The organism is Pseudomonas lini (assembly GCF_001042905.1).
Taxonomy (GTDB): domain Bacteria; phylum Pseudomonadota; class Gammaproteobacteria; order Pseudomonadales; family Pseudomonadaceae; genus Aquipseudomonas; species Aquipseudomonas lini.
This window is the reverse complement of the sequence record NZ_JYLB01000001.1, coordinates 538,560-563,982: the sequence shown is the minus strand read 5'-3', so window position 1 is coordinate 563,982 and position 25,423 is coordinate 538,560. Positions and strand designations below refer to the sequence as shown.

Here is a 25,423-nt window from a genome sequence, read left to right as displayed (position 1 = left end):
CCATTGCCAGGCTCCGCCGTAGCTGCGATACAGCCACCGCTGCGTGCAGCCCGGCCGTGCAGTGATCGACAAGATCCAGGGTTCTCCCGGTTTGCTTCGCAGTGTTCACCTGAGCAGAACGTTGCCTGCCGTACAGGCAACGAATACTAATAAGATCAAATGAGGTAAGCGATGAACATCGCAAAACAAAGCGCTCTCTCCTTGGCGGTCATTGCCGCCACCGCGCAACTGGCAATAGCGGATCAGCAACAGCAAGCCAAGGGCTTCATTGAAGACAGCAGCCTAGTGCTGCTCAACCGTAATTTCTATATGAACCGCGACTTCCGCCATGGCGGCAGCAACAGCCAGGGTATCAATGGCTCGTTGCCGTCCAGCGAACGCAACGGCTATCGCGAGGAGTGGGCACACGGCGCCATGCTCAACTTCGCCTCCGGTTTCACCCAAGGCACCATCGGCTTCGGCACTGATGCCTTCGCCTACGGCGGGGTCAAGCTGGACACCGGCCGCGGTCGGGTCGGCAACGGCCTGCTGCCGATCAGCAACAACCGCACCAACGAAGCCGACGTGCCGGACTCCTATGGCAAGATTGGCGGCGCAGTGAAGATGCGCATTTCCTTGACCGTGCTGAAGTACGGCGAACAACGCCCGACCGCTCCGGTATTCGCCACCGGCGACAACCGTTTGCTGCCGGAAACCGCGACCGGTTTTCAACTGACCAGCAATGAGTTCGATGCCTTATCCCTCGAGGGTGGCCATTTCACCGCCTTCAACAATCGTAATTCGACCAACTCCGATGACGGCCTGTTCACCACCTACGGAGGGACCGAAGCTGACAGCGTCGACTTCGTCGGCGGCACCTATAAAATCAACGAAAACCTCATCCTGAAGGCGTACACCAGTGAGGCCGTCAATGTCTGGCGCCAACACTTCGGCAGTGCCTCCTATACGATTCCCCTGGCTGACAAGCAGTCGCTCAATTTCGGTCTGACGGCCTACAAGACCAGTGACCAGGGCGAAGCGCGTGCCGGTAAGATCGACACCACCAGCTGGTCAGCCAAAGCGGCTTATTCCTTGGGCGCCCACAAGCTCACCCTGGCCTACCAGAAGATCGATGGCGACGAGTACTTCGACTACATCGGTGTGGATTCAATCTGGTTGGCCAACTCGGTTCAGTACTCCGACTTCAACGCCCCCAACGAGCGTTCAGTCCAGGCTCGTTATGACCTGAACATGGCCTCCTACGGCATACCCGGGCTGAGCTTCATGGCCCGCTATGTCAAAGGCGATCAAATCGATGGCACCAAGGCCGATCCGAATGGCGCTTACGCCAACAAGGTGGGTGACGACCAGAAACATTGGGAACGCGATCTGGAAGCCAAATACGTAATCCAGGAAGGTGCGACCAAGGACCTGTCCTTCCGCCTGCGTCAGGCCACCCACCGCTCCACCTCGTTCGACAGCGATATCGACGAGGTCCGCCTGATCATCGAGTACCCGCTGAGCATTCTGTAACGGCTGTTCCCGGCCGGTTTAGCTCGTGGGCCGGCCGGCTTTTTTAAAGGCCTCCTCCTCGCTCCTTAGCCTTGAGGCGCCCATTCGAACTAATGCCAGTCGGTTAAGACGCAGAACCTGTGGGAGCGTGGCTTGCCCGCGAAGAACGATGACGCGTAGTACCTGAAAAACCGCGGTGCATTCTTCGCGGGCAAGCCACGCTCCCACAGGAATTTCGTCGCTCAAATTTCTTAACAGATCGGCATTACCCATCCGGGCGTCTTTTTTTAAGCAATGTAACCATCAGGAATGTCTTTCGCTTCGACCTGCATCCTGAAAACCGACCCGGTATTTGCTGCCGATCCTGATTCTCATTTGAGCAGTAACTGTGGTCTGCGGAGCCGTCGCTGACGGAATCTGCCGAATCAATTGGAGGCTCTTGTCAGGCCTCGCCGCAGGTGAGATACCAATACTTTGCGCGCAGAAATCCGACCGATTACGCGCCCTGTCAATGGAGACCTGCCATGTCCATTTCGCAACGCCCAGCCTATATCTATCGCCCCATGACCTCAGCCGATGTGGCGTCGGCCCATGCCTTGTCCGTGCAGTTGAAGTGGCCCCACCGCCTGGAAGACTGGGCCATGTTGCAGCGCATCGCGCAGGGTTTTGTCGTAGAAGACGCAGACCGTCTGATCGGTACCGCGTTCACTTGTCCGCAGGGAGATTACGCCACCATCGGCCTGGTGATCGTCAGTGATGAGTACCAGGGCCAGGGTATAGGTCGCAAGCTGATGGAGTTGGCGCTCGAGGCTTGCGGATCGCGTACCGCCGTGCTCAATGCGACGCTGGCCGGCGCCCCGCTTTATGCCAGCCAGGGGTTCATTGAGTTTGGACATATTCAACAACATCAAGGGCTCGCTCGGGTTCCTGCACCCAATGACCTGGCAGCCGGTGAGCGCTGCCGCCCACTGACCGAAGCCGATCGGAGCGTCCAGATTGAACTGGCCAACGCCGGCAGCGGCCTGGACAGACACGCCGTACTCAATGATCTGTTCGATGTTGTCGAACACTCGGTCGGTATCGAGCGCGATGGTCAGCTGCGTGCTTTCGCCCTGCTACGCCCATTCGGCCGTGGTCGCTGTATCGGCCCGGTCATCGCAGAAAATCCAGAGCAGGCCAAGCACTTGATCGCGCTGTTGTTGGCCCACGTGCCGGACGCCTTCGTGCGCATGGATATACCGTCCGACAGCGGTCTGGCCCCTTGGCTGGAAGAGGCCGGGCTGAAGCACGTCGACACCGTCGCACAAATGGCTCGCGGTACCCCACCGCAGGCGATCGGCGAAGTGCACCAGTTTGCGCTGGTGACTCAGGCCATCGGCTGACAAACCCCTCCGTTACATCCAACGCTTCACAATGCACACTCCTGGAGAAACAGCATCATGCTAGAGCCCACTGCAGTGCTGTTGGCACACGCCGACGGCAGTCCCGTTCTAACAAAATTTACCCCTGGTTCGTTGGGCGCCAACGATCCTTTCGAAAGACAGATTGCTTATGTCGGGGCGGATGACATTGCTGCCGGTGTGGTCCAGGCGAGCGGACAATTCAGCGTCGATGACTATCCCTACAGCGAAATGATCGTGGTGCACGCGGGACAAGTTGTCCTGCAGAGCCAGGATCACTCGCTCCAACTCAATCCTGGTGACAGCGCGGTGATCGCCCGCGGCACCTCGATTCAGATCGAGGCGCAACCCGACTCTATCTGGGCGTTCTGCGCCGATACCCAGCCTGTTGAGGCGTGCAATATCGGGCTAACGCCTCTCCCTCAGCGAACCCTGCTCTCTCCCTCGACACCACCGGGTGCAGAAATTCTGCTGACCCCGGCACCACAATGTCGCTCGAACAATTTGTTCGTCGAAGAAGCGACTGACCTGCGCATCGGCGTCTGGGACTCGACACCCTATACCCGCAAGGCGAGGCCGCACCTGCTGCATGAGCTAATGCACCTGCTCGAAGGCAGCGTCACCCTCCAGGTAGCAGACGGGACCCATCTGACGGTCAACAGTGGCGATACGGTGTTCGTGCCCCGAGGTGCCCCATGCGCCTGGAATAGCAGCGTCTATGTGCGCAAGTTCTACGTCGTCAAATAACTCGAACCACGTTAGCGCCGGCAGATGAGTTCTCCTCCGCCGGCCCCACCAAAACAGACCAATCACTTGCGGAGTTCAGACAATGGGATTAGGTGGCTTCAGTACCGGGAAACTCCTGATCATCCTGTTGATCGTGATCATGTTGTTCGGAACCAGGCGTCTGAAAGGTTTGGGGGCGGATATCGGAGATACGATCAGGGGGTTCCGCAAATCCATGGGCGACGATAAGCCAGTCACTGAGGAGCCCGAGGGCCAGTCCATTGACGTCCAGGCACGCACGTTCAAGGATTCGTAAAGGTGCAGCGCGCACTCCAGTAAAACCATCAGCAACATCCGCATTCAAGACGTCCCTCACATTCCGCGCCCCCTCCTTCGTTACCTCCTTCGCAACAGCAAAGGCAGGTTAAACACGAGGGCGATAGGCAAAAAAAAGCCCGCAGTGTGGACGGGCTAAAAGGGTGAGACACAAGAATGAATAAAGCTTCCTGCTGAGCAGTTGTTGCCTCGGCTCAAAGCAACGCGGCGATTGCCCTACCGACATCCTGGGTCGAGCCCTGCCCGCCCAGATCGGGAGTGATCGGCCCCTGGGCGATGACCTGTTCGATCGCCTGCAGAATTCCGTCATGGGCCGCGCGATAGCGTTCATCGCCATTGCCCAGGAAGTCCAGCATCAAGGCACCGGACCAGATCATCGCAATCGGGTTGGCGATGTTCTGCCCATAGATGTCCGGCGCCGAGCCATGCACCGGCTCGAACAGCGAGGGGAAGCGTCGCTCCGGATCGAGGTTGGCCGAGGGTGCGATGCCGATGGTTCCAGCGCAGGCCGGTCCCAAGTCGGACAGAATGTCGCCGAACAGATTCGACGCCACCACCACATCGAAACGATCCGGTTGCAGCACGAAACGCGCGCACAGAATGTCGATGTGTTGCTTGTCCCAGGTGACGTCCGGGTACTTCGCAGCCATCAATGCGGTGCGCTCGTCCCAGTACGGCATGCTGATGGAAATCCCGTTGGACTTGGTCGCCGCCGTCAGGCGCTTGCGCGGCCGGGTCTGGGCCAGATCGAAGGCGAACTTGAGAATCCGGTCCACGCCGCGCCGCGTGAACACCGACTCTTGCAGCACGAACTCATGCTCGGTGCCTTCGAACATCTTGCCGCCGACCGACGAATACTCGCCTTCGGTGTTCTCGCGGATCACCACGAAATCGATGTCCCCGGCTTCACGTCCGGCGAGTGGGCACGGCACACCGGGAAACAGCCGCACCGGACGGATGTTCACGTATTGGTCGAAGTCACGGCGAAACTTCAGCAACGAACCCCACAGGGAAATATGGTCCGGCACCTTGTCCGGCCAGCCAACGGCGCCAAAGTAAATCGCGTCGAAGCCCTTGAGCTGTTCGAACCAGTCGGCGGGCATCATCTGCCCGTGTTCCAGGTAATAATCGCAATGCGCCCAGTCGAGCACTTCGATGCTCAAGTCCAGTTGCCATTTTTTCGCGGCCTGCTCCAGTACCCGCAGCCCTTCCGGCAAGACTTCCTTGCCGATGCCATCGCCGGCAATCGCGGCGATTCTGAATGGTTTGCTCATCAATCGTGGCTCCTCAATGTCTGTTCAAAACGGTAACCGGATCACAGCCCGCCGATGTGGAAGGCTTTGACTTCAAGGTATTCATCCAGGCCGTACTTGCTGCCTTCACGGCCCAGGCCCGATTGCTTGATACCGCCGAATGGGGCGACTTCCATGGAAATGAGCCCGGTGTTGAGACCGATCATGCCGAACTCCAGCGCCTCGCCGAACCGCCATGAACGGCGCAAGTCCTGGGTGAAGAAATAGGCGCCCAAGCCATAAGGCGTGGCATTGGCCAGGGCCAGCGCCTCTTCCTCAGTGGCAAAGCGCATCAGCGGTGCGACTGGGCCGAAGGTTTCTTCGGTGGTCAGCAACATCCCGGCATGGGCGTCACCGAGCACCGTCGGCTGGACGAACTGGCTGTCGCCCTCAGGGATTGCGCCACAGAGCAGACGGGCTCCCTGACTCAAAGCCTCGTCGATATGCCGAGCGACCTTGCTCACCGCCGCCGCATTGATCAGCGGGCCGATGGTCACGTCGGCGTCCAGGCCATTGCCGACCTTGAGCTTGCCCACCTCCTCCACCAGGCGCTGGGCGAAGCGTTCGTAGATACCGTCCTGCACCAGAATCCGGTTGGCACAGACGCAGGTTTGCCCGGCGTTGCGAAACTTGCTGAGCATGATGCCGGTCACTGCCTGCTCAAGGTCAGCGTCGTCGAACACAATGAATGGTGCGTTGCCGCCCAACTCCAGGCTCAAGCGCTTGATGTGTTCGGCGCTCTGGCGCATCAGCAGCCGACCGACAGCGGTGGAACCGGTGAAGGAGATTTTGCGCACCGTCGGGTTGCCAGTCAGTTCTTCGCCGATGCCGGCGGGCATGCCGGTGACGACGTTGAACACCCCGGCCGGAATGCCGACCCGTTCGGCGAGTACGGCCAGCGCCAGCGCCGACAGTGGCGTCAGGTCCGAAGGTTTGACAATGATCGTACAGCCGGCGGCCAGGGCCGGCGCGCACTTGCGAGTGATCATTGCATTGGGGAAGTTCCACGGGGTGATCGCGGCGCAGACCCCGACCGGCTGTTTGAGCGTGAGCAAGCGGCGGTCGCCGCTAGGTGCCGGTATGGTTTCGCCGTAGACCCGTCGAGCTTCTTCGGCGAACCATTTGACGAAGCCGGTACCGTAGCGAATTTCGCCCTTGGCTTCATTCAGCGGTTTGCCCTGTTCGCAAGTCATGATCAGCGCCAGATCGTCGAGGTTGTCGATCATGGCCTGATACCAGCGCTCCAGCAGCGCCGCCCGTTCTGCCGCCGGGCGCGCGCGCCAGGCCGGCCAGGCGCGGTCGGCGGCTTCAATGGCGCGTCGGGTTTCGCTGCCTTGCATCGCGGGTACGCGAGCAAGCAACTGGCCGCTGGCCGGGTCGATGACGTCAAGGGTAGCGGCGTTGTCGGCGCTGATCCACTGACCGTCGATGTAAGCGAGTTCTACCAGCAGGCTGGGGTCTTTCAGGCGATTCTTGAGCATGGTATCGAGTCCTGTTCCGAGACAGCCTTCAGTCTATTGGGTCGTCCCGGACGAGGATGCTGAAAGCGCCGCCCCAGCAGCCTTCGAATGCTGAAAATCGGTATTCGACGGCAGGCTCTACTGTTGGTGGGTGATGGATATTGTCGTGGGATTCACTGTCGGGGCCTGGTGATTGGGAGTACATATCCGTTTCTGCGGTAACGGCCGCTTAGGGTTCCGCCCTGACGGAGGGTCACTTTCGAAAAGCGCGAAAGTAACCAAAGCGCTTTTGCCCCACCATTCGGTGCCTCGCCTAGGCTCGGCATGCCCTCACTCCGGTCCTGCTCCGGGGGCCCGCCGCCATCGGCCATCCATGGCCGGGGGCGGCTACCGCGGCATCCTTGCCGCGGTGCCCCCTGCGCAACGCCTGCGTTCGGCCTCTGGGAAAGGGGCGGCAGGTCAAGATCAAAAGCCAAAGCAACGGCAATGGCAAGATCAACAGCTTCGCGAGCAAGCCCTCTCCCACAGTTGGAGTGGGTACATCCGGGGGAAGATTGATCGGCTGACAGGCCGCCATCGCAGCGATGCGGCAACCCGGCAAGCCAGCTCCCACAGGAGCAGCGGGCATATACAAAATCTGTGTACGACACACATCCTGTGGGAGCGGGCTTGCCCGCGATAGCGGTGGGTCAGTCAATGTGATGTTGAAGGTGCCGCCGCCATCGCAGGCAAGCCAGCTCCCACAAAAAATCAGAGCACATCCAAAATCAGCGCACAGCCACTCTGCCTTTCACCACTCAACAGGCCGAGCGTTAGCTCGCTTGCAGCTCTTGATCTTGAGGCACCGCGCCCTCGAGAGGCCGAGAGGAGGTTCTGCGCAGTGGGCAACCCGGCATGGATGCCGGGTTAGCCGCCCCCGGCCATGGATGGCCGATGGCGGCGGGCCCACGGAGCAGGACCGGAGCGAGGGCATGCCGAGCCTAGGCGAGGCACCGAACGACAGGGGCAAAAGCGCTTTGGTTACTTTGGGGCTTTTCCAAAGTGACTCGCTGTAAAAGCGAAACCAATAGCAGCCGTGACCGCAGCAACGGATATGTACACCGATCAAAATCGGGAAGCGGAACTCTAAAGCCGCATCGAGCCCAACAACCCTTGCAGGAAGCGCTCGCCGGCTTCCATCTGGCTGATCTCGATGAACTCGTCAGGCTTGTGCGCCTGTTCTATCGAGCCCGGGCCGCAGACCACCACCGGCACATCCAGCCGCTGTTTGAACAACCCGCCCTCGGTGCCGAAGGAAACCTTGGCAGTGCCGGTGTCCGGGGCGGCGAAGTTTTTCAGAAAGCGCACCGCCTCGACACTCGGGTGGGTATCGAGACCGGGATAGACGTTCAGGGTTTCAATTTCGATATCCGCCACGCTGGACAGCTTTTTGGCTTCGCGCACGATCACTTCGGCACGCTCGCGCATCTGCTCCAGAAACTGATCCGGGTCGTCCGCCGGCAAGTTACGCACTTCGAAATCCAGGGTGCACAGGTTTGGCACGATATTCAGCGCCTTGCCGCCGACAATCTGCCCGACATGCACAGTGCTGTAAGGCACGTCGTAATCCGCATCCTGGGCGCCCTGCTCTTGCAGTTGCTGCTGGCTCTGACGCAGTGCCGCGATGAAATCGCAGGCCACGTGAATCGCATTGACCGAACGCGGCGCCAGCGAGGAATGCGCTTCCAGGCCGCGACAATAAGTGCGGTAAGAACCCTTGCCCTTGTGCCCGAGCACGAACTGCATGTTGGTCGGCTCACCGATCACGCACAAAAACGGCCGTACCGGCGCCAGGTGCAGCACGTCGAGCAAACGCCGCACACCGACACAACCGATCTCTTCGTCATGGGACAGCGCCAGTTGCAATGGCCGGTTCAATGAATGGTCGGCGGCATCGAGCATGGCGTCGATGGCCAGCGCGATAAAACCCTTCATATCGCAACTGCCACGGCCATAAATCCGTCCGTCCTGCACCGTCGCCTGAAACGCCGGGAAGGTCCAGGCCTGTCCCGCTGCGGGAACCACATCGGTGTGCCCGGACAGCAAAATCCCCGGCACTTCCCGTGGACCGGTACTGGCGAACAGGTTGGCTTTTTTACCGCTTTCGTCCTTGACGATCAACGACTCGATGCCCTTGGTCAGCAGCAGATCGCGCACGTACTCGATCAAGGCCATGTTCGACTCAGAAGAAACGGTGTCGAAGGCCATCAGACGCTTGAGAATGTCCAGTACGCGGGGTTTCATGAGGCCTTGCTCCGTTGCTCGGCTGAAGAAGCGAACCGGTTGATGGAGAACGGTAAAATCGAAGTGCTGGTGCTACCGGTGCTGATCAGTTCGGCCATCACGTCGCCCACGCCCGGACCGAGCTGGAAGCCATGGCCGGAGAAACCGAAGGCATAGAACAAGCCATCAACGGTGCCGCTTGGCCCCATGATCGGCAGGGAATCAGGCAGGTAACCTTCAATACCACTCCAGACCCGAATGATGTTCAGGTTGCCGACACCCGGCAGCAGACGCCGCATCTGATCCATCTGATTGAGAATGCTGCGCGGCTCGACATAGGCCCGGCGGTTGAGCATGTCGGGTTCGCTGCGATAGCCGCCACCAATGATGATGTTGCCGCGAGGTATTTGGCGGAAATAGATCACTTCCTCGGGAATCTTGGTGTACACGCCGATCACCGTCGGCAAGGCGTACGGCACCGGTTCAGTCACGGCCATCTGTGGGCCAAGGGTGTTCAGCGGCACCGGCTCGCCGAACTGCGCCGAGAGTTTCTGGCCCCAAGCGCCGGCAGTAATCAGCAGGCGCTCAGCGCTGAACTGGCGGCCATCGGTGGTGCTGATGCTGAACTCGCCGCCGACCTTCTGCACCTCGGCCACTTCAGTGCGCTCTTCGATCCGCGCACCGAGACGTCGTGCTGCCCGGGCAAACGCCGGGGCCGCCAGACGTGGATTGGCGTGACCATCGTGAGGGGCGTAGGAGCCGCCCTTCACATCCGGGCCGAGGAACGGAAAACGCTTGTGCAACTCGTCGCCACGAAAGATCTTCAAATCCAGTTGCTCCGCCTCAGGGGCGTCTGCGTAGGCTTGCAGCTCAGCGATCTCGTCTTCGCGGTAACACACGCGCAAATGCCCGCTGGCGATGAATTCCAGGTCATCGTCGATCAGCTCCGGCAGACGCTTCCAGAGCCCATACGAGCGATTGGCCAGTTCCAGTTGGCCGAGGAATCGGCCTTGGCGCCGTACGTTGCCGAAATTCACGCCGCTGGCGTACTGACCGATCTGGTCGCGTTCCAGCAGAATCACCGACTGCCCGCGCTGGCGCAGGAAAAACGCCGCTGCCGAACCCATGATGCCACCGCCGACAATCACGACATCGGCTTTCTGTACCGTCATGGCGACACCTCCTCGGTGAGCATCGAAAGGGGTTTGACCGGTGCCTGACCGCGCTGACGACCGACCTGTTCCACGCAAACACCGGCGGCCGCGGCAATCACTTCAGCCCCGGCCTGGGAGCAATAACGCCCTTGGCAGCGGCCCATGCCGACCCGGCTGAAGGCCTTGGCCCGATTGACTTCACACGCACCTTTGTCCCGGACCACTGCACGCAATTCGCCCGCGCTGATCATTTCGCAGCGGCAGACGATGGCCGTGTCCGGCAACGCTTTGGCTTGCGCCGCCGGCCAGGGAAACGCCTGGGCCAGGCCGAGACGAAACTGATCCATTACCGCCAGCGCGTGCCGTTGTTCGTCGCGCAATCCGGCGTTCACCGGTTGCTGCAGATCCTCCAGCAGCGCCATGGCCACCAGTCTCCCGGCGTGCTCGGCGGCATCGGCACCGCGAATTTTCGAACCGTCGCCGGCGGCATATACACCGCTGACCGAGGTCCGGCCATCTTCATCGACGGCCAGCCACCATTGGCTGGAGGCCTCGTCAAAGCGCATACGGCAACCGGCCAGGTCGGCCAACTGGGTTTCCGGACGCAAGTGATAACCCAGCGCCACGGCATCGCATGCCACCGTCAAGGTTTCGCCGCGCGCCGTGCGCACCCGTACGCCACTGACACCATTGGCCGCATCGCCCAGCACTTGAAGCGGCGAAATGCCCAGATGCACCGGGATCTTCGCTCGATAGAGCTGCGCCAGCAGTTTCATCCCGGTAAACAACAGTCCGGGACGCGCCATCAGCTTCGGCAATGCGCCGATTCGCTTGCTCAACGGCGAGGTGTCGAGCACCGCCGCGACCTTGGCCCCGGCTTTCACATACTGACTGGCGACCAGATACAGCAACGGCCCGCTGCCCATGAACACCACGCGGTGGCCGATGGAAACAGCTTGGGACTTGAGCGCAATCTGCGCTCCGCCCAGGCTATAGGTGCCCGCCAATTGCCAGCCTTCGATCGGCATCAAGCGGTCGGTGGCGCCGGTGCACAGGATCAGGGCGTCGTAATCCACCGTCGAGTGCTTGCCCTGGCTGACGCAGCACAGTTGCCCCGGCGTCAGGTTCCACACCAGCGTGTCCGCACGGTAGTCAATCTGCCCGCGCAAGCGGTCGAAGCTCTGGTGCAGGTCGTTGGCCTTGGCGGCTTCGGTGCCATACAGCGTGGCGTAATCGCGGGTAAAGCCTTCGGGTTGGCGACGATAGATCTGCCCGCCATCCCGGCGATTCTCGTCAATCAGGATGGGCTTGAAACCAGCGGCGACCAGGGTTTCGGCACAACGTATGCCGGCCGGCCCGGCACCGACGATCACGACTCGTTGAGTGTTCAGCCGCGCAGTGGCCATATCGCCTCCGGTTGGGTGGTGACAATATCCAGGCCTTCACGGACCTCATTGGAACAGGCGCGCAGACGCTCGCCGCTGCGGGTCCAGACCCAACAGTCCTGACACGCGCCCATCAGGCAAAATCCGGCGCGGCGACCCGAATCGAATTCCGATTGGCGCAACGCCGAGCCCTGAGTCAGCAACGCGACCATCAGCGTATCGCCCTGCAGTGCCTCGATAGGCTTGCCGTCTACCTGCAGTTTGACGGTGGGCCGGCCCTGTTCGGCCAGCCTGACGAAACGCCCGTTCATGCATAGGCTCCCGCGGTCATGCTGTTTGAATCCTTCTGGGTTTTCAGCAACTCGGCACTGTCGTGATGACAAAGGACTTCACTGCCGCCAACAATCAAGTGACGGTCCGGCGGGACGCAATTGCACAGGCCGTCAACCCGCACCGGGCAACGATTGAGGAACGTGCACAGCCCAGGCACATTGGCTTTTGCACCAATGGGCGGCAGCGTGCCGCAGGTCGTTGTTCCGCAGCCTTCCAGCCAGCCCTGGCGCAACTCCGGCACCGAATGGATCAACAGGTCGGTGTAGGGATGGAACGGCGCCTCAGCGTACGACTGGCGACTGCCGGCCTGAATTTTGTGGCCGCTGTACATCACCACAATGTCATCGCACAGCGCTCGCACGGTGGAGATGTCATGGCTGATGAACAGATAGGACACCCCCAGTTGCTGACGCAGGTCACGCAGCAGTTCGAGAATCGCTGCCCCCACCACGGTATCCAGCGCGGAGGTCACTTCGTCGCACAGAATCAGATCCGGCTTGGCCGCCAGGGCCCGGGCCAGATTGACCCGTTGCTTTTGCCCGCCGGAGAGTTCGTTCGGGCGGCGTTCGGCCATGGTTCGCGGCAAGCGCACCAGATCCAGTAGCTCGCCAATACGCTCGCGCAACGCGGCCCCCTTAAGGCCGAAATACATCTTCAGCGGACGACTCAGAATGGTGCTGACGCTGTGCATCGGGTTGAGTGCGGTGTCGGCATTCTGGAAGACCATTTGAATGCGTCGGAACTGCTCGTCGGTGCGCGACGACAGGCTGCCACCCAAGGGTTGGCCATCGAAAGTCAGACCGCCAAGTGCGGGCTCCAACAATCCGGCCACCACCCGTGCCAGGGTCGACTTGCCGGAACCCGACTCACCGATCACGCCGATGGCCTGGCCTCTGCGAACCGTCAGGTCGATGTCTTCCAGCACGCGAATGGCCGGCATGCCTTGCGCGTTCTTGTTGCCGTAACCAGCGGTCAGGCCCTGGATGGTCAGCAGCGGCGTCTCTTCGGCGATGCCGCAAGGCGGACGAATCGTCGTGTCCGGCCGCGCCGCCGCCAGCAGGCTGCGGGTGTATTCATGGGCCGGGCCGTTGAGCAACGGCGCCGTGGCGCTCTGTTCGAAGATCTCGCCGCCATTGAGCACCACGATCTGGTCAGCCATTTGCGCGACCACGGCCAGGTCATGGGAAACATAGACCGCCGTCGCGCCGCGTTCGCGCACCACCCGTTTGAAGGCACGCAGCACATCGATCTGGGTCGTCACATCAAGTGCCGTCGTTGGTTCGTCGAGCACCACCAGCAGCGGATCGCTGATCAGTGCCATGGCCGCCATCACCCGTTGCAGTTGCCCGCCGGAGACTTGATGGGGGTAGCGCTGGCCGATGCGATCGGGATCCGGGAGGGCCAGGTCGCGGAACAACTCGATGGCCTTGGCCTCAAGCACAGCCCGGCTGCCCAGACCATGAATCAACGCGCCCTCCACCACTTGGTCGATAAGTTTTTTCGCCGGGTTGAACGCCGCCGCAGCGCTTTGCGCGATGTACGACACCCGATTGCCGCGCAGGCCTTGCAGCTCGCTTTCGCTCAACGCCAGCATGTCGTGTTCGCCGATTTGCACCACGCCGCCCGACAGACGACAACCGCGTCGGGCATAACCGAGCAACGCCAGGGCGATGGTGGTCTTGCCGGAGCCAGACTCACCGATCAACGCCAGCACTTCACCTTTTTCCAGGGAGAAGCTCACGCCCTTGACGATTTCCACCTCACCGAGCTCGCCACAGGCGACCACTCGCAGGTCCTGGACTCGAATTAATTCGCTCATTTCAATGGCCTCCCGAACGTCGACTACGTCGCGACGACAGCCGGTCGATAAACAGATTCACACCGATGGTCAGCGTGCCGATGGCCAGGGCTGGAATCACGATGGCCGGTGCGCCCTGATTGAGGCCACCGATGTTCTCGCGCACCAGGGAGCCGAGGTCGGCATCCGGCGGTTGCACACCCAGGCCCAGAAAGCTCATGCCGCTGAGCAGCAGGACGATGAAACCGAAGCGCAAGCCCAGGTCCGTCAGCACCGGGTTGAGCATGTTCGGCAGGATTTCCACGCAGGCGATGTACAGCCGACGCTCGCCGCGAGTACGGGCCACTTGCACGTATTCCAGCGCTTCGATATTCACCGCCATGCTGCGGGCGATACGGAACGCGCCCGGGGTGAAACTCAATACAGCCGTGCAGATCAGCAAGGTGACCGAGGAGCCGAAGGCCGAGACCATGATCAATGCCAGCATCTTGCTGGGGATCGAAATGAAGGCGTCCATCAGGCGACTGATCAACTCATCCAGCCACTTGGGTGAAACCACCGACAGCAACGCAAAGCTGGTCCCCAACCCGCTGGCCATTACCGCGGCTATCAACGCCAGGCCAACGGTGAATCGTGCGCCGACGAGGATTCGGCTGAGCATGTCGCGGCCCAGGTAATCGGTGCCGAACGGGTAAGCAGCACTCAGGTTGTCGAAGACATTATCAGAGACCACTTCCCCCACCGGATGCGGCGCCAGCCACGGACCGAAGATGGCCACCAGCAACCAGATCACACACATCGCGGCGCCGATCAGGCCGAGCCAGGACGATCCGTGGGAAACCTTGCCCAGCGCCAATTTGTTAGTAGCCGGCGATTTCACAATGAGATTGTTCATTGATTTCTCAGCCTCGGATTGGAAAGAATCGCGCACAGGTCGGCAATCAGCACCAACGTCAGATACGCCGTACAAAACAACATGGTGCAGGCTTGAACCAATGCCATGTCGCGGTTGGTCACTGCATCGACCATCAGGCTGGCGATGCCGGGGTAGTTGAAGATCGTCTCGACGATCACCACCCCGCCCAACAGATAGGAAAGGCTCAGGGCGATGGCATTGGCGATGGGGCCGATGGCATTGGGCAAGGCATGGCGCAGGACGATCCGAATCTTGCTCACGCCTTTGAGCCGGGCCATTTCCACGTAAGGACTGTCGAGCTGATCGATCACCGCCGCCCGGGTCATGCGTGCCATTTGCGCGACGATGACGCAGCACAGCGTCATCACCGGCAATGCGTAAGTGCGCATGAATTGCCAAGGTGAAGTGATGTCACTGGCGTAGGACAGCGCCGACAACCAGCCCAGGTTCACCGCGAAAATCAGCACCGCCAGGGTCGCCACCAGAAACTCCGGCACCGCCACCATGGTCAAGGTCAAAAAGCTGAGGAAACTGTCGATGCGCCCGCCCCGCCCCATCGCCGAACCGATACCCAGGATCAACGCCACCGGTACTGACACCAGCGCCGTGGCGGCCGCCAGCATCAGGGTGTTGGGCACCCGCCCGGCCATCAACTCGCTGACCGGCATGGCGTTGGAGACGGACAGCCCCATGTCACCACTGAGCAAGTTCATCAACCAGTGCAGGTAACGCAACACACCAGGCTGATCCAGCCCCATTTTCAGGCGCAAGGCTGCCACTTGTTCCGGCGTGGCGAACTGCCCCAGAGACTGTTGCGCCGCGTCCCCCGGCAGCACCGCCGTGATGGCGAAAACCACCATGGACACAATCAACAAGGTCACGATCGCCGCGCCCAGGCGCCGGCCGATCAACCACAGTGTGTTGCTATTCATCACCCTATCCTCATGCAATATCGCTGCAGCAAAAACCCGACTTTCATCAAGCGTCCAGCCAGATCTGCTCGGCAAACATGTAGCCCATGAAACCACCCAGAGGGTTGGTGCCATAACCTTTGACTCGCTGATCGGCGCCATCGATGTTGCTGATGAACACCGGCACGCCGATGCCGCTGTGTTCATGCACCAGGGTTTGCATGTCTGCGTACATCTTGCCGCGCTTGGCCTCGTCGGTTTCGCCTCGGGCTTGTACCAGCAGCTGGTCGAACTGTTCGTTTTTCCAGCCGGACTCATTCCAGGGTGCTGTCGACTGGAAGAACTGCGAGAAAAGCATGTCGGCATTGGGCCGCGGGTTGATGTTGCCGAAACTCAGCGGGTGCTTCGCCCAATGGTTGGACCAGTAGCCATCGCTCGGCAGGCGGTTGACGTCGAGCTTGAGCCCGGCCTGTTTGGCTGACTGCTGCAGTAGCACAGCGATGTCCACCGAACCGGTCGCGGCAGGCGAGCACATCAGCGGCATGGTGATGCTTTCCATACCGGCCTTTTTGAGCAGGAACTTGGCTTTTTCCGGGTCGTAGGCACGTTGTGGCAGGTCGGCGTTGTAGAAGCGCGCACCGGGTGCGATCGGGTGATCGTTGCCGACCCTGGCGTAGCCCCGGAATATCGCCGACTTGATCTGTTCCCGGTCCAGCAGCAACTTCATGGCCTCGGTGAACTCTGGGCTTTTGCCTGGCAACTGGTCCTGACGAATGATCAGGTCGGTGTAGTTACCCGACGGCGAGTCCACGACCCGATGCTTGGTACTGGCCTTGATACGAACCGTTGAACGCGGGTTAACTTCGTTGACGATTTGTACGTCGCCCGACAACAGGGCGTTGATCCGTGACGGCTCGTCGGCAATGGCGATAAATTCGATCTCGTCCAGATACGGCAAACCGGGTTTCCAGTAATTGGTATTGCGCACACCAATCGAACGCACTCCAGGCTTGAACTCTTTGGCCTTGAACGGGCCGGTGCCGATGCCCTGGCTGAAATCACTCGTCCCCTCGGGAACGATCAACATGTGAGAGATGGCAAGCACCGATGGCAGTTCAGCATTTGGGCCGCTCAACTGTATCTGCACTTCATGGGTGCCGTTGGCTTTGACTTCGGCGAACTGCGACGCCAGCGGCAGGACCTTGGAACCGGTGATTGGATCCTTGTGCCGCAACAGAGAGAACACCACGTCGGCGGCGGTCAGAGGCTTGCCGTTGTGGAAGACTACTTCCTTGCGCAGGGTGATCACCCAGAGCGTGGCGTCAGTGGTGTCGATACGCTCGGCCAACTCGAGTTGCGGCACCATATGGCTGTCGAACCGCGTCAGGCCGTTGTAGAACATGTAATGGCGCACGTAGTCGGTGGACGATGAACCTTTGGCCGGGTCCAGGGTGTCGGCGGTGGAACTGGACGAGCCTGCGACGCGGATACGACCGCCAGGTTTGCCTTTGCCAGGGCTTGCGGCTTCATCATCGGCAAACAGCTTGCCGGCGGCGCCGAACAGGCTGCCGGCGCCCGCGACGGCCACCCCTGCCAACCCCAGCATTTGCAATGCATTGCGGCGTGACATGCCGCGATTGAGCCCTTCGAAAATGCGCAGACTTTCTTTCCCTGTGATCAACTGGGAGTCGATACTGTTTTTGTTGTCAGTCATGTCAGTTCTACCTTTCGAAAAATGATAAGGCTCGAGTGCTCGCGATTAATCGTGTGTGGTTGAAACGTAAAGCAAATACCTTGAACTCAGTGCAGGTAGTCCTGCAGGCGGTAATACGCACCCACCAAGGGCAGGAACCAGGGCTTGCCGAAATGCCCGGGAATGGCTGGCCAGTCGAGTTCGCGCCAGGGATTGGCTTCGACCTTGCCGGCCATGACCTCGGCCATGACCTGCCCCATGTGCACCGACATCTGTACGCCATGACCGCTGTAACCCATGGAGTAATAAACGCCTCCATGCTGGCCGGCCCGGGGCAGCCGATCAGAGGTCATGTCCACCAACCCGCCCCAGCAATAGTCGATCTTCACGCCAGCCAGCTGCGGGAACATCTGCACCATCGCCGCTTGCAACACTTTGCCGCTCTTGGCGTCGGAAACGCTGTCAGACATGGCAAACCGCGCACGACCGCCAAACAGCAAGCGGTTGTCCGGCGTCAGGCGGAAGTAGTTACCGATCATGCGGCTGGTGACATAGGAACGCCGTGCCGGCAGCAAGCTGTCGATCAGGGCCTGCGGTAGCACCTCGGTGGCGATCACGAAACTGCCCACCGGCACGATCCGCCGCCGATACCAGCCCAATCCGCCCTGCTGGCACGTGCCTGTAGCCAGCAGAACCTGTTTGGCGTGCAGCGAACCCTTGGTGGTGTTGACCTGATAGCCGCCGGCACGGGCTTTCCAGTCCGTCACCGACACGCCCTGGAAGATCAACGCACCGTGACGTGCGGCCGCTTCGGCCAGACCGACACCGAAGCGCCCGACATGCATCTGCACGCCGTTGCGCTGCAGCAAGCCGCCATGGAACTGGGCCGAGTTGACTTCAGCACGGGCCTCTTGCGCAGAGAGCAATTCAACTTCGGCATCGACCTCCCGCCGAATCAGTTCGCAGGTGCGCGCCAAGCCTTCGTAATGCATCGGTTTGGCGGCCAGTTTGAGCTTGCCATTGCGCTTGAGGTCACAGGCAATCTGCTCCTGCTCTACCAGCGAGACGACACTCTGCACGGCGCTTTCATAGGCCAGGTAATAGGCTCGCGCTTTATCAGCGCCGAGGCTGGCGCTGAGCGCCGCGTAGTCCTGGGCAACGCCGGTGTTGCACTGACCGCCATTGCGCCCTGACGCTTCGCCAATCACCCGCCCACCTTCCAGCACCACCACACTGGCCCCCTTCAAGGCCAGGGCCCGGGCCGCCGCCAGGCCGGTGAAACCACCACCGACGATGGCCACATCGACCTGCCCGGGCAACGCACCGAGCTGGGCACCGGTGAATACCGGTGCGGTATCGAGCCAATAGGACTCACTGCCCATGTCTATCCCCTTTTGCCTTGAAGAGTGCCCTGAGACTCAGAGACCGACCAAACCGGCCAAACCGCCGATATCGGGGATCTGGTGGTAGCCATAGACCGCATTCGCCGGCTGTTCGTGACCACGGGCAACGAAGGCTTTGTGCTTGATCTTCATGTCGTGGGCCGACATCAGGTCATAGCGGAAGCTTGAAGATACGTGCAGAACGTCCTCCGGCCCGCAGCCGAGGTTATCGAGCATGAACTCGAAGGCGGCCAGGCGCGGCTTGTAGGCTTGAGCTTGCTGGGCGGTGAAGACTTTATGGAAAGGCGCGCCGAGCTTGTCGACGTTGGACATGATCTGCTCGTCCATTGCGTTGGAGAAAATCACCAGCGGAATCTTGTCGGCGATTTTCGCCAGGCCAGCCGGCACGTCGGCATGCGGCCCCCACGTCGGTACGGCGTCGTAATAAAGTTGGCCTTCGCCTTTGTACTCGATGCCCCAACGTTTGCAGACCCGCGCCAGAGAGGTCTTGATAATTTCATCATACGGCCGCCAGTCACCCATCACCTGATCCAGACGATAGGCGGAGAAGTCCTTGACGAACTGATCCATTTGCCCGGCAGGGACACGGTCGGCGAACAGCTCGCGCGTCATGTTTCCCATTTGGAAGTTGGTCAACGTGCCGTAGCAGTCAAAGGTAATAAACTTGGGTCGAAGAAAGCTCATGAGTGCAGTCCTGAATGATGGTTGAGGTCATGACGGGGCAAGCAGTTACTCCGTTCGAGAAGCATCGGGGTAACGCTGCATCACGAAATTATTACAACACCAAGAGACCCTGCATAAATCGTTAAAAGTATAGGTTGCTTGGCACAAACCACCGTTTTACAGGGCTTGCTCAGCAGACTGTGCGGGACGCTCCAGACTCGGGCGCTGCCCCCCTTTTTCTGAGCTTTGTGGGCCGTTATGGCACACCGGCGAGCGACTCGGAACCCAACATGCGGCAGAATCTGCCTGCGCAACGAGAACGGGCGCATCCCCCTGAGGAATGCGCCCGTTTATTGTTTTTACGAGTGAGTGACAGGGCCCATTCGGGCCTGTGCCGAGCAGCCGTTTGATTAGATCTGCATCGGTAGGCGGCCCATTTTCAGAATTCCGCGACCTTGCCCCACGCCGAAGACTGGAATCGGTCCGGGTGATAGGGTCGAGGATCAACCAAGGGGTCGCTGCCGCTGACAATGTCGGCGATCAAGTGGCCTGCCCCAGGGCCGATGCCGAAGCCATGGCCACTGAACCCGGCCGCAAGCACCAGGCCAGGGAGGGTCACCATCTCGCCGATTCCCGGGACGCCGTCAGGCGTGCTGTCCACATAGCCTGCCCAGGCTCCGGTGACCGACGACGCTTTCAGCAGCGGGACCAGATCTACTGCGCGTTTGTAAGTCAATTCAACAATCGATGCGTCTGCCTTCGGATCAAGAATTCGCATCCTCTCCATCGGCGTTGGCTGGTCCAAACGCCAGCGGCCCAAGCCTTCATGACCCGACTGGAAGCCTTGCAGGCCGCCAGGCGCAAGCTTGCGCCATCTGCGCTGGAACATTGGCAGGAACTGCGGGGCGAAACGCAGAAGTTGCAGGGTGGGGTCAACACGCCCACTACCGCTGATGGACAGTGTGAACTCTCCATTGGAGCGACGGGTCATGGAGACGTCAGCCGTGTGGAGCGCATCAGGTATCTCTTTGGCGCCCTGGGAAACCGACAACACCGTCTGGCGAATGGTTGCCTGGGGAAACCGAATGCCGTACTGACGGCAGAAAGAGGAGGCCCACGCGCCTCCGGCAAGCACAGCGAGCTTCGTGCGAATGGCGCCCTTCTCGGTGACGACTGCAGACAACCGGCCACCCTCGGTCTCGAGGCCACGTGCTGCGCACCCCTGGTGCACAGTGCCGCCAAGTTTAATGATGGCCCGTGCAACCGCCGGAGCCGCACGAGATGGGTCCGCAATACCGTCGGTAGGCGCAAAGACCCCGCCTTTCCAGGGTTTACCGGTCGCCCGGCCGTGTTGAGCAGCTTGTTCCGCGGTCAGCATATGGGTTTTTACATCGACAGTACGGGCAAATTCACCCCATTGTGCCCAGCCAGCCAGTTCCTTCTCGTTGTTGCTGAGATAGAGCAAGCCGCATCGTCTAAATCCTGTGTCCTCACCAGATTCTGCTGCGAACTGCTCCCACAGCTCCAGGCTTTTGGTCGACAACGGCAGCTCACGGGCGTCTCGATTTTGCTGACGGCACCAGCCCCAGTTTCGACTCGACTGCTCAGCACCGATGCGTCCTTTTTCCACCAGTGCGACCTTCATGCCGCGCTTGGCCAGGTAATAGGCAGTAAAAGTTCCGACAATGCCGCCGCCAATCACGACAACGTCAGCGTCCGTCGCAAGTACAGAATTCGTCTCTACGGGAGTTAAAGGTGCAGGCATTTTAGGGATGTCCATTGAGGGCCGGGGTCGCTGGTGCGCCGGCCATTCGCTGAGGATTGCGACCAAGGCAAGCAGTTGCTCCGTTCGGGAGGCATCGGCGCAATGCTGCATCACGGATTTATTACAACACCAGGCGACCATGCATAAACTATTAAAAATATAGGCTGCCTGGTACAAACCACCGTTTTACAGGACTCGTTCAGCAGACTGTGCGGGACGGTCCTTTCGCGCTCTTGCTCTGCGGCTACGGGGCACTGGCGTAACCGGGTCAAGTGACGTTGATGCAAAGTTAGCCTCGCAGATACAGCAGATTATCCCTTGCAAACTTAAAGAACGGCACATTTTGTCTGGGCCGCTTTGTTAGCTTATTGATGACCGCCCTCTGCTGCTTGCAGTGCCTATTACCGCTCTAAGGAGCTAGTTGGATGACAACACAATCTTCGAATGGCTACAGCGTTGATCCGCAAACGTCTCACCAGTTTTATATCAACGGTTGTTGGTCTTCCCCGGCAATCCCGGCCAGTTTGCCGGTGGTCAATCCGGCAACTGAAGAGGTTGTTGCGCACGTCGCGCAAGGGTCTGCCGAGGATGTTGATCGGGCAGTCGCTGCGGCTCGTGCAGCATTGGCTGGTTGGTCTGCCACCTCGGCAGCATCGCGCGCGCTTTTCCTTGGAAAGATCTATGACCTCATCCTTGAACGAAAAGAACTGCTCGCGCAGGCGATCTCTCTGGAAATGGGCGCTGCCATCGGTTCCGCCCGGGCCATGCAAGTGCCACTCGCGGCCGAACACGTTCGGGTCGCACGCGATTTGCTGTCCACCTATCGTTTCCAAACCGTTGAAGGCAGCACCGCGATTGAACACGAACCGATAGGCGTTTGCGGTCTCATCACTCCGTGGAACTGGCCGCTTTATCAGATCACCGCAAAAGTCGCCCCGGCTATTGCTGCCGGCTGCACAGTGGTCCTGAAACCCAGCGAACTGTCGCCACTGAGCGCCCTTCTTTTTGCACAACTGGTGCATGACGCAGGCCTTCCACCGGGCGTGTTCAACCTTGTGAATGGAAGTGGTTCCGAGGTCGGCGCAGCCATGGCGGCGCACCCTGATATCGATATGATTTCGATCACCGGCTCAAACCGCGCAGGCGCGCTGGTCGCACAGGCGGCCGCCCATACGGTGAAGCGCGTTACGCAAGAACTGGGAGGCAAGTCCCCGAACGTTCTGCTTCCCGACGCCGATTTCGCCAAAGCCGTCCCGCTGGGCGTGATGTCTGCGTTTCGCAACGTCGGACAATCCTGCAGCGCCCCGACAAGAATGATCGTCCCAAAAGACAGACTGGCAGAGGTCGAATCGCTGGCCGCAGCAACCGCCAATGCAATCATCGTCGGTGATCCGCGTTCGGAAGAGACGGTACTCGGCCCCATAGCCAACGACGCCCAGTTCAGCCGGGTGCAAGCAATGATCGAAGCAGGCCTGAATGAGGGCGCAAAACTCGTGTGCGGCGGCCCCGGACGCGTACAGGGTTATGAAAAGGGCTTCTACACCCGACCGACTGTTTTCTCCGAGGTCGATTCCGCCATGCGGATTGCCCAGGAAGAAATTTTTGGTCCAGTGCTGTGCATCATTCCCTATGAGACAGTCGATGAGGCGATCGCTATCGCAAACGACACGGTCTATGGGTTAGGCGCCCATGTCCAGGCTCAGAACCTTGATCTTGCACGTGCCGTCGCCTCTCGTATCCGCGCCGGACAAGTGCACCTGAATTACCCTGCCTGGGATCCAATGGCGCCATTCGGTGGCTACAAGCGATCTGGTAATGGTCGTGAGTATGGTGTCCATGGCTTTGAAGAGTACCTCGAAACCAAGGCAATCATTGGGTTTGGCGAAGATCGATAGAGACTCCTTCGGGGATCACCATGAAGAACTGAGGCGAGCCGTGCGCGGTTCGCCGACATTGAGTGAAGTCTTGTACCCGATTTCAGCAGGACGCCACCAACAAAATAACTTGTTAAAACAATGGGTTGAAGCGCCTTAGTAGATTATTGGACAGAAGGCTATATTTTTGACTAGTGACATTTGACAGGCCGTCTGGAGTGGTCGATACCTAAGAGGGTCGACGTATAACAAAAGATGTAACTCCATTAATAGATATACGTCACCCCCTGCGTTCAAGTTCACGATCGAAAGTGTTTGTTTTTCAAAGGACCGAGAGTTCGGACCCTGCGGTAGCTTTGGCCATCGCAAAGAAACAACCCTCCTTTGATGACGCGACGATATCACTTATAGCGTTAAGTTACGTTTACACTTTTCGATCCAGAGTTCTGCTTGAGTGCAGTTCGGCGAAGAGAATCTTCTGCACTAAGCGGCGCTCGCGCCAGATTATTGACTTGAACTCTACTTGTGCATTAGATGCTTCATTATTGATACACCTGTTCCATTGACTTAACACCTTCGCGATTCCGCATTCTCTATAGAACATTGGAAGCGCAGTGGCATTGCTGATGCGAACAGGCATGCTTAACCAATACTCCGGAGCTTGCCAGAATGCTGACGAGTACCCCAGGTTCCAGTTGGTATCTTTTGCAGTGCAAGCCGCGTCAGGATGAACGGGCTCAAATCAATTTATTGCGTCAAAACTACGTCATATTTTGCCCGCAAATTATTAGCGAGCGCCTGATTCATGGCAAACCCCATCAATCGCTTGAATCTCTCTTTCCGGGGTATCTTTTCATTCAGCTGAGCCGTGACGACAAATGGGCGCCCTTGCGCTCTACCCGCGGGGTCAGCCGCATCGTCGATTTCAATCACGGCCCGGCAACGGTACCGGACGACGTCATCGAACATCTGCGCGCCCGGTGTTTCAAACCACCAGAATCGCACACTCCCCAACCGTTCAAGCCTGGCGAAACGCTGCAAATAACCCGAGGCCCCCTGTCGACACTTGAAGGTATTTTCCTGAGCATGTTAGGTGACGAACGAGTCATGATTCTTCTGCACTTCTTGAATAGAGAACATCAGGTTGGCGTGCCATTGACTGACATTGAGCGACCCCGGCCTCATTTATAAATAAATCATTACGGCTATTAACTAGCGCACTTCACAACAACCTACGCCGCTCCAGCATACTGTGTCTTTACTACTCCCCGGCCAGTTATTAATTAAACTTACAAACTCTTCCCCCACAATTAAATCATTGATAGCTACCGGCATTACACAACCACACTCATCCACTATTTTTCCGGTCTATAGTCATTGAACTCACCCCCAGGAGCAATGATATGGCTCTCAAGACCCGCGGCCCTTTCGCGCTGATCATGATCTATTTATGTCCCGGAACGGCCTGGAGTCTCGATCCCCAGTCCATTGATATTTATGGGTTCGACTTCACCCCTACCCTGCTGTTTTCAGAAAGTTATGATGACAATTTCCGCGAACTGGAGCGCGCGCAGTCATCCATGGTGACCAAAGTGGCACCCACTTTCGAACTCAAGGCTGAAGACCGCAACAGTGCCACCCGACTTATCTGGCAGCCTACCCGGTACATTTATCATGACGACTCGGATGCTTCGAATACGGCACAACGCGTGCGCCTCAACAGCATCATGGAATTCACGGATCGCCATCGCCTGAAACTTGACGCGGAAGCACGTAAATACGAGCGCACGACGTCGACCGCTGTCGATGGCATCAATGACAAGATTCGCAGTAACCGCGTCAATGGCCTCTATACCTATGGCGCCAGAAGCGCTGCCAATCAGATCGATCTGGGCGCCAGTTATGCGCAACTTCGCTACGACAATTCGGGAGGCATCAACGACGACAAAGAGCGCGATACCACTGGCCTGACCACCACTTGGTACCACCGCATCGGCAGCAATACACGTGGATTGCTGGAATACGACCATACCGACTTTGATTACCGATCCAACAGCCGCCTCAATAGCACATCCGATGCGGTGCTTGCCGGTGCCGAATGGGACTTCACCGCACGCACCACCGGTAAAGTCCGCGTTGGTTATGAGCGCAAGAACTTTGATGACAGCAGTGTCGATGACCTCAGTAACCCGACCTGGCAGGTGGATCTGCGATGGAAACCACGAACCTATTCGACCTTCTCGTTTGTTGCCCGCCAGGCCATGGCCGAGGGCGACGACGGTGCTGATGCCGTCAAGACCACCTCGGCCCTGGTCGGCTGGCGTCATGGCTGGACCGAACGCATCACCACGGTGGCCGAAGTCGGGCTGGCCCGCTACGAATACGAAGGGCAGGACCGCACCGATGACCTTCGTGACTACAACCTCGCCGTGGAGTACGCAATGCGCCGCTGGCTGGATATCGAGCTGGGCTATCGCTACCGCAACGATGACTCCGATGTCGACAATCAGAGTTTTGAACGCAACATTTTCCTGCTCAGCTTCAACGTCAGTCTTTAAGAG

20 protein-coding genes are annotated in these 25,423 nt (G+C 59.4%); 7 read left to right on the top strand and 13 right to left on the bottom strand.

The window, feature by feature from the left end; genetic code table 11:
* Positions 1-171: 171 nt before the first annotated feature.
* From TU81_RS02485 to tatA, 4 genes are all read left to right on the top strand, one after another.
* Complete coding sequence (locus TU81_RS02485; protein ID WP_048393158.1) at positions 172-1,512, top strand: OprD family porin; 1,341 nt, start codon at positions 172-174, stop codon at positions 1,510-1,512.
* 503 nt (positions 1,513-2,015) lie between these two features.
* Positions 2,016-2,873 carry a GNAT family N-acetyltransferase gene (locus TU81_RS02475; protein WP_048393154.1) on the top strand — a complete coding sequence of 286 codons (858 nt, stop codon included), beginning with the start codon at positions 2,016-2,018 and terminating at the stop codon, positions 2,871-2,873.
* A gap of 57 nt (positions 2,874-2,930) precedes the next feature.
* Positions 2,931-3,638, top strand: coding sequence for a cupin domain-containing protein (locus TU81_RS02470; protein WP_038983092.1), 708 nt, complete (start codon positions 2,931-2,933; stop codon positions 3,636-3,638).
* Between the two features lie 82 nt (positions 3,639-3,720).
* Positions 3,721-3,933: a twin-arginine translocase TatA/TatE family subunit gene (gene tatA, locus TU81_RS02465; protein ID WP_048393152.1), complete on the top strand. Its 213-nt coding sequence runs from the start codon at positions 3,721-3,723 to the stop codon at positions 3,931-3,933.
* 214 nt (positions 3,934-4,147) lie between these two features.
* Here tatA and TU81_RS02460 read toward each other — a convergent pair whose 3' ends face one another.
* From TU81_RS02460 to TU81_RS02400, 13 genes are all read right to left on the bottom strand, one after another.
* Complete coding sequence (locus TU81_RS02460; RefSeq protein WP_030128884.1) at positions 4,148-5,227, bottom strand: tartrate dehydrogenase; 1,080 nt, start codon at positions 5,225-5,227, stop codon at positions 4,148-4,150.
* A gap of 41 nt (positions 5,228-5,268) precedes the next feature.
* The gene (locus tag TU81_RS02455) at positions 5,269-6,726 is read right to left on the bottom strand and encodes an NAD-dependent succinate-semialdehyde dehydrogenase (protein WP_048393150.1); all 1,458 of its coding nucleotides are present in this window, start codon (positions 6,724-6,726) and stop codon (positions 5,269-5,271) included.
* A 1,104-nt stretch (positions 6,727-7,830) separates the two neighbouring features.
* Positions 7,831-8,988 carry an acetylornithine deacetylase gene (argE, locus tag TU81_RS02450; protein ID WP_048393148.1) on the bottom strand — a complete coding sequence of 386 codons (1,158 nt, stop codon included), beginning with the start codon at positions 8,986-8,988 and terminating at the stop codon, positions 7,831-7,833.
* Positions 8,985-10,139, bottom strand: coding sequence for an NAD(P)/FAD-dependent oxidoreductase (locus TU81_RS02445; protein WP_048393146.1), 1,155 nt, complete (start codon positions 10,137-10,139; stop codon positions 8,985-8,987). Before TU81_RS02445 ends, argE begins: the two co-directional genes overlap by 4 nt.
* Entirely contained in the window at positions 10,136-11,527 is a 1,392-nt protein-coding gene (locus tag TU81_RS02440) for an FAD/NAD(P)-dependent oxidoreductase (RefSeq protein ID WP_048393144.1), read from the bottom strand. The genes TU81_RS02445 and TU81_RS02440 overlap by 4 nt, the downstream gene beginning before the upstream one ends.
* Entirely contained in the window at positions 11,509-11,817 is a 309-nt protein-coding gene (locus tag TU81_RS02435; RefSeq protein WP_048393142.1) for a (2Fe-2S)-binding protein, read from the bottom strand. The genes TU81_RS02440 and TU81_RS02435 overlap by 19 nt, the downstream gene beginning before the upstream one ends.
* Positions 11,814-13,658, bottom strand: coding sequence for an ABC transporter ATP-binding protein (locus TU81_RS02430; RefSeq protein ID WP_038983085.1), 1,845 nt, complete (start codon positions 13,656-13,658; stop codon positions 11,814-11,816). The genes TU81_RS02435 and TU81_RS02430 overlap by 4 nt, the downstream gene beginning before the upstream one ends.
* A 1-nt stretch (position 13,659) precedes the next feature.
* Positions 13,660-14,532, bottom strand: coding sequence for an ABC transporter permease (locus tag TU81_RS02425; protein WP_038983084.1), 873 nt, complete (start codon positions 14,530-14,532; stop codon positions 13,660-13,662).
* Entirely contained in the window at positions 14,529-15,485 is a 957-nt protein-coding gene (locus tag TU81_RS02420; RefSeq protein WP_038983083.1) for an ABC transporter permease, read from the bottom strand. Before TU81_RS02420 ends, TU81_RS02425 begins: the two co-directional genes overlap by 4 nt.
* Before the next feature lie 46 nt (positions 15,486-15,531).
* Positions 15,532-17,178 carry an ABC transporter substrate-binding protein gene (locus tag TU81_RS02415; RefSeq protein WP_048393139.1) on the bottom strand — a complete coding sequence of 549 codons (1,647 nt, stop codon included), beginning with the start codon at positions 17,176-17,178 and terminating at the stop codon, positions 15,532-15,534.
* Positions 17,179-17,264: 86 nt separating this feature from the next.
* Positions 17,265-18,539, bottom strand: coding sequence for an NAD(P)/FAD-dependent oxidoreductase (locus tag TU81_RS02410; protein WP_038983081.1), 1,275 nt, complete (start codon positions 18,537-18,539; stop codon positions 17,265-17,267).
* 36 nt (positions 18,540-18,575) lie between these two features.
* Positions 18,576-19,244 (bottom strand): haloacid dehalogenase type II, encoded by a 669-nt coding sequence (locus TU81_RS02405; RefSeq protein WP_030128895.1) that lies wholly within the window; start codon positions 19,242-19,244, stop codon positions 18,576-18,578.
* Positions 19,245-19,662: 418 nt separating this feature from the next.
* Positions 19,663-20,988 (bottom strand): NAD(P)/FAD-dependent oxidoreductase, encoded by a 1,326-nt coding sequence (locus TU81_RS02400; RefSeq protein WP_048393643.1) that lies wholly within the window; start codon positions 20,986-20,988, stop codon positions 19,663-19,665.
* 425 nt (positions 20,989-21,413) lie between these two features.
* On the opposite strand from TU81_RS02400, the gene TU81_RS02395 reads away from it, so the two are divergent.
* The 3 genes from TU81_RS02395 to TU81_RS02385 all read left to right on the top strand — a co-directional run bounded on the left by TU81_RS02395 (position 21,414) and on the right by TU81_RS02385 (position 25,420).
* Positions 21,414-22,883 carry an aldehyde dehydrogenase family protein gene (locus tag TU81_RS02395; RefSeq protein WP_038983080.1) on the top strand — a complete coding sequence of 490 codons (1,470 nt, stop codon included), beginning with the start codon at positions 21,414-21,416 and terminating at the stop codon, positions 22,881-22,883.
* A gap of 648 nt (positions 22,884-23,531) precedes the next feature.
* Entirely contained in the window at positions 23,532-24,053 is a 522-nt protein-coding gene (gene rfaH / locus TU81_RS29215; RefSeq protein ID WP_080772128.1) for a transcription/translation regulatory transformer protein RfaH, read from the top strand.
* A gap of 212 nt (positions 24,054-24,265) precedes the next feature.
* The gene (locus TU81_RS02385) at positions 24,266-25,420 is read left to right on the top strand and encodes an outer membrane beta-barrel protein (RefSeq protein ID WP_048393133.1); all 1,155 of its coding nucleotides are present in this window, start codon (positions 24,266-24,268) and stop codon (positions 25,418-25,420) included.
* Positions 25,421-25,423 lie beyond the last annotated feature (3 nt).